The sequence below is a fragment of the Streptococcus mitis genome, from assembly GCF_009496205.1.
GTDB lineage: Bacteria > Bacillota > Bacilli > Lactobacillales > Streptococcaceae > Streptococcus > Streptococcus mitis_BN.
The window spans coordinates 1-5,106 of sequence record NZ_WIJO01000086.1; the positions used below are offsets into that span (position 1 = coordinate 1).

Annotated in this window: 4 protein-coding genes and 1 pseudogene; 4 read left to right on the forward strand and 1 reads right to left on the reverse strand. The window is 38.4% G+C overall.

The annotated features are described in order from the left end of the window. Window positions 1–132: 132 nt before the first annotated feature. Window positions 133–1,206 carry a DUF2974 domain-containing protein gene (locus GEZ85_RS09760; RefSeq protein WP_153210167.1) on the reverse strand — a complete coding sequence of 358 codons (1,074 nt, stop codon included), beginning with the start codon at window positions 1,204–1,206 and terminating at the stop codon, window positions 133–135. 155 nt (window positions 1,207–1,361) lie between these two features. On the opposite strand from GEZ85_RS09760, the gene GEZ85_RS09765 reads away from it, so the two are divergent. The 4 genes and pseudogenes from GEZ85_RS09765 to GEZ85_RS10645 form a co-directional block, all read left to right on the forward strand. After that, window positions 1,362–2,039 carry a response regulator transcription factor gene (locus tag GEZ85_RS09765; protein WP_000548991.1) on the forward strand — a complete coding sequence of 226 codons (678 nt, stop codon included), beginning with the start codon at window positions 1,362–1,364 and terminating at the stop codon, window positions 2,037–2,039. Then, entirely contained in the window at window positions 2,032–3,006 is a 975-nt protein-coding gene (locus GEZ85_RS09770; RefSeq protein ID WP_153210166.1) for a HAMP domain-containing histidine kinase, read from the forward strand. The genes GEZ85_RS09765 and GEZ85_RS09770 overlap by 8 nt, the downstream gene beginning before the upstream one ends. Before the next feature lie 435 nt (window positions 3,007–3,441). Further along, complete coding sequence (locus tag GEZ85_RS09775) at window positions 3,442–4,953, forward strand: ATP-binding cassette domain-containing protein (RefSeq protein ID WP_004242726.1); 1,512 nt, start codon at window positions 3,442–3,444, stop codon at window positions 4,951–4,953. Between the two features lie 85 nt (window positions 4,954–5,038). Beyond that, window positions 5,039–5,106: pseudogene (locus tag GEZ85_RS10645) on the forward strand (transposase); the annotation flags it as partial.

The following is a 5,106-nucleotide window of genomic DNA, read 5'->3' on the forward strand; positions in this document are numbered from 1 at the left end:
CAGTTTTTTATACAGGCTAGGAAAAGCCCTATTAAACACCACGGTTTGGTATTGTTCGCCTTCAGTATAGGCTAAACTTCTTTTTCTGTCATGAGTTAGCAGAATCTGCCTGCTTGGAGTTTTTTATGTGGATTATCTATTTTTCCATGCTTGGTAACGGGTATCAATCAATAACTGGGTGAGGCGTCCCATGGTTTCCCTTTCTTCTTGGGTGAGGGATTGCGCTTGGACAAAGAGATGATGAATGTGTTCAAGCGCCTTTAAGGAAGACAGGTCATTGATGGAGCTAATCCCAGCATCTAGAATGGTGCCAAAGAAAAGGTCAAAGTAGAGCTGGAGTTCTTCGTCAGGGACTGTCGCTACCCATTCTTTGAAGGTTGTGTCGACTTGTTGGCTATCACTGTTGGTCTTATCCAGTTGAACGAAGTGCTTGTCCTCAATCTGCCAACTAAAGGTATCGTGTTGGGCGATACCACCTAAGGCAGTACTGTGCACGATGATTTGCTGGTTAGGGATTTCCATCATCATACCGATAATGGAGCCTTGAGGGATGAAGACCTTGGTTCTATCCATTATCCCTTGATAGCCCTCAGTTTGTGTCAGTTCTTTGTGGAGACCAGGCGCATCAAAAGTATAAACTGCTGTGATTTGATCTTGCAAGCTTTGCTCAATTTGGCTAGCAGCATAGATGGCTAAATTTCCTCCCTTGGAATGCCCAGCCAGAATGACCTTTTGCTTAGGATGGTGGGCAAAAAAGTTCTTTAAATAGCGAAGGGCGTGCTTTTGAGCAGGAATTTCCTTCATATAGGTCAGGTGGAAATCTTCCTTCCAGCCAATGATACTGTCATCAGTCCCACGAAAGACAATCAGATAGGTATCGAGATTGAGGCGGTAGGTCATAGCCGCAAATTGCTTTTGCAGTTCAGGGTCAATGTCATTGATAAAATGGGAGAGTTTGCAATTTTTGAAGCGCTTGTGTTGAGCTAGTTCATCTAATAGCTGGAGGCGATTTTTGCTGGTCAACATGTTAGGCTCTCTTGGAACCTGAGGAGCCAGGTCTAAAAGTCGCTGAGGACTTGTGGAGACTAGATTATCAAAGGAGAGGTAGGTAGTTTCTGTTAAGGATAGAATGTCTAACTCATTTAAAGGAAGGTCGTAATAAGAATCGTATGCGACATCTTTCAGATAATCAAAAATATTGGCCATAAGAGCTCCTTTCTTTTTATTTATCTTATCAAATTTCCCTCAAATTAGCTAGTAGCATTGCCTGTTTGTACTGGATAAAAACAAGCCCTTTCAAATTCAGTTTCAGGCCTTCTAGCATGGAAAAATCTGTTATAATAATAGAAAAGGAGAAGCGCATGCACAAGATTTTATTAGTAGAAGATGATCAGGTCATTCGTCAACAGGTCGGGAAAATGCTCTCTGAATGGGGATTTGAAGTGGTTCTGGTAGAAGACTTTATGGAAGTTTTGAGTCTTTTTGTCCAGTCGGAGCCTCATCTGGTCCTCATGGATATTGGATTGCCCTTGTTTAATGGCTATCACTGGTGTCAGGAAATTCGCAAGATTTCCAAGGTACCTATCATGTTTCTGTCTTCGAGAGACCAGGCTATGGATATTGTCATGGCAATCAACATGGGGGCGGATGACTTTGTGACCAAACCTTTTGACCAGCAGGTTCTTTTAGCCAAGGTTCAGGGCTTGTTGCGCCGTTCCTATGAGTTTGGGCGTGACGAGAGTTTACTGGAATACGCTGGTGTTATCCTCAATACCAAATCCATGGATTTACATTATCAAGGGCAAGTCTTGAATTTGACCAAGAATGAATTCCAGATTTTACGAGTTTTGTTTGAGCATGCGGGCAATATCGTAGCACGTGATGACCTGATGCGGGAACTTTGGAACAGTGACTTTTTCATTGATGATAATACGCTCTCTGTTAATGTGGCTCGATTGCGTAAAAAGTTGGAAGAGCAGGGCTTGGTAGGATTTATCGAGACCAAGAAAGGGATAGGGTACGGACTGAAGCATGCTTGATTGGAAACAATTTTTTCTAGCCTATCTGCGCTCCCGTAGTCGTCTTTTTATCTATCTACTTTCTTTGACGTTTCTGGTTTTGCTCTTTCAGTTTTTATTTGCCAGTTTGGGAATTTACTTTCTCTACTTTTTCCTGCTGTGTTGCTTTGTAACCATCTTATTTTTCACTTGGGACATATTGGTGGAAATGCAGGTCTATCGCCAGGAAATTCTCTATGGGGAGAGGGAAGCCAAATCTCCATTGGAAAGAGCCTTGGCTGAAAAATTAGAAGCGCGTGAGATGGAACTCTATCAGCAGAGGTCAGACGCAGAAAGAAAACTGACGGATTTGCTGGATTACTATACCTTGTGGGTCCATCAGATTAAGACCCCCATTGCAGCCAGTCAACTCTTAGTTGCAGAAGTAGCTGACCGCCAATTAAAGCAGCAATTAGAACAGGAAATTTTCAAGATTGACTCCTATACCAATCTAGTTTTACAGTACCTGCGTTTAGAAAGTTTCCATGATGATTTGGTCTTAAAACAGGTTCAAATCGAGGACTTGGTTAAGGAGATAATTCGTAAATATGCTCTTTTCTTTATTCAAAAAAGCCTAAATGTTAATCTACATGACCTTGATAAAGAAATCGTGACGGATAAAAAGTGGCTGCTAGTGGTTATTGAGCAAATCATCTCAAACAGTCTCAAGTACACCAAGGAAGGTGGTCTGGAGATTTATATGGAGGGGCAAGAGCTTTGTATCAAGGATACGGGAATCGGGATAAAAAACAGTGATGTCCTCCGAGTCTTTGAACGTGGCTTCTCAGGATATAATGGACGCCTAACTCAGCAGTCATCTGGACTTGGCCTCTATCTATCTAAGAAAATTTCTGAAGAACTGGGGCACCAGATTCGTATCGAGTCTGAGGTTGGAAAAGGAACGATAGTGCGGATTCAGTTTGCTCAAGTAAACTTAGTCCTTGAGTGAGAAGAGACAATGAGTTTTTACCCAATCTCTTTTTGCTATATTTCAGGATATTTGAAGACTGTTTTTTACAAAATCAATAATAGAATTTTTAATACGGAATATAGTATAAATACTGGTTCAAAGTGAAGTTTTGTATGCTTTATACTTTTGTTGAGTATAAAATCTATAAACTAAGGGTGAATTACAAAAATTAATTTGAGATGAAGTGAATTGTAGACTTGGGAAATGTCTCCTATTCGATTTCAGAATGAATCGTTGATACAGGATTAAAAGAACTGCAGCTTTCTTTTTATTTTGAATGATAGTAAAAACTGCAGTACTTGTGTGATTTACAATTATTGCACTCAATGTCCGAGTATCGCACTATCTGAAATAGGGAATAGTAGAGATTGTTCTGCGATATGTAAAAAAACGCATTAGTAAGGAGTATCGTATATGCTACCATATCTTAAAACTATTAGATGGTATCTCTTCTTTAATTTTCTTTTTGGTGTAGTATCGAATATCTGCACAGCTTTGTTACCGTATTTCACGCAGGCATTAATCAAAGGGGATTATCAAGTAGCTCTATATGGTTACTCTATGTCAGTGGCTGGCTATTTGAGTTGTAACTATATCCAAATGATACTTGATTGGAAGCAGGGGATTATCTTTTCGACTACTTTGAAAAATGAGTGGTTTCGTTCACTTCTGGGACTCAGTCACCACGATTTCAAGCAGAAAACAGTAGCAGAGTATATTTCCTATCAATCTAATGACCTAGATTCGTTGGAAAAGGATTACCTTCCTCCATTGATGAGTTTTATCAAACAAATTTTACGTATCATCATTTACGCTTTCATTATTAGCAGAACAATTAATCCTATTGTATCACTGATTTTAATCTTTTCCACTGGAATTAGTATTCAAATTCCTAAAATCGTTGGGAAGTTGACCGCTAATCGTAGACAGGTTTACTTGAAAAAACAAGGAGATTACTATCGAACTTTAGAGGATTTGCTCATGGGACATCATTTGGTAAATAAACTAACTATGTCGCATTTTTTGAATCAACAAAAGAGTTCTCTAAAGAATTTGCAGGATAAGTATTTTAAGTATGGTTTGACAAAAATTACAGGCATCTTATTGACAGGTGTTTCTTTTGAATTCATTAGTCTTGTTCTGTTTATTTATTTAGCCTACTCTCTATCTCACCAGCAACTCGGTATTCCTGAGGTGGTGGCGAGTTTCGGATATATTAATGCTTTTTCTGAACCAATACAGGAAATCCTTTATGATTTACAAATGTTAGAGTCCGTAAAGCCTGTAATCAAGAGTTTTCAAAACATTGTTGGGAGACCCGTTTCAGTTCAAGCACCTCAACATTCTTTTGATACGATTACTTTGAAAAACATTTCCAAACAACTGGGAGAATCAAAATTGATAATTACTTCCGCTACGATTCAAAAAGGGGATAAAATTGCGCTTATTGGTAAGAATGGGTCTGGAAAAAGTAGTCTTCTCAACATTTTAAATGGAACAGATGAAGATTTTGAAGGACAAATTGTGCTAGATGGGCTTGTTTTGGACCATCTTTGGGGAAGATTCGGTATGATTCTGCAACAAGAACATACATTTATTTCGAGTTATGAAAATAATGTAACGCTATTCAATAGTTTCAATGAAAAATTCAGAGAAGAAGATTTTGAAAAAATTCCACCACAATCCCTGTCAGGTGGTCAGCAACAACGAATGTATTTAAATCGTGAGAAAAATCGTAAAAATCCATTGCTTATCCTAGACGAACCTTTCTCTGCCTTGGATACTAATCAGTTTAAAATGGAATTGGAAAGAGTTCTGGAACTACCAAGTGCCGTCATTGTTACTTTACATCGCCAAAACGAATTATTAAGTAAGTTTGACCAAGTTTGGGAAATTAAGAATGGAGAACTTGTAATTTTGAAATAGCTAAATTATAAAGAATAAAACGCATAGTATGAACTGCACCCCAAAAGTTAGACAGAAAAAATCTAACTTTTGGGGTGTTTTTATTATGAAATTAACTTATGATGATAAAGTTCAGATCTATGAACTTAGAAAACAAGGATATAGCTTAGAGAA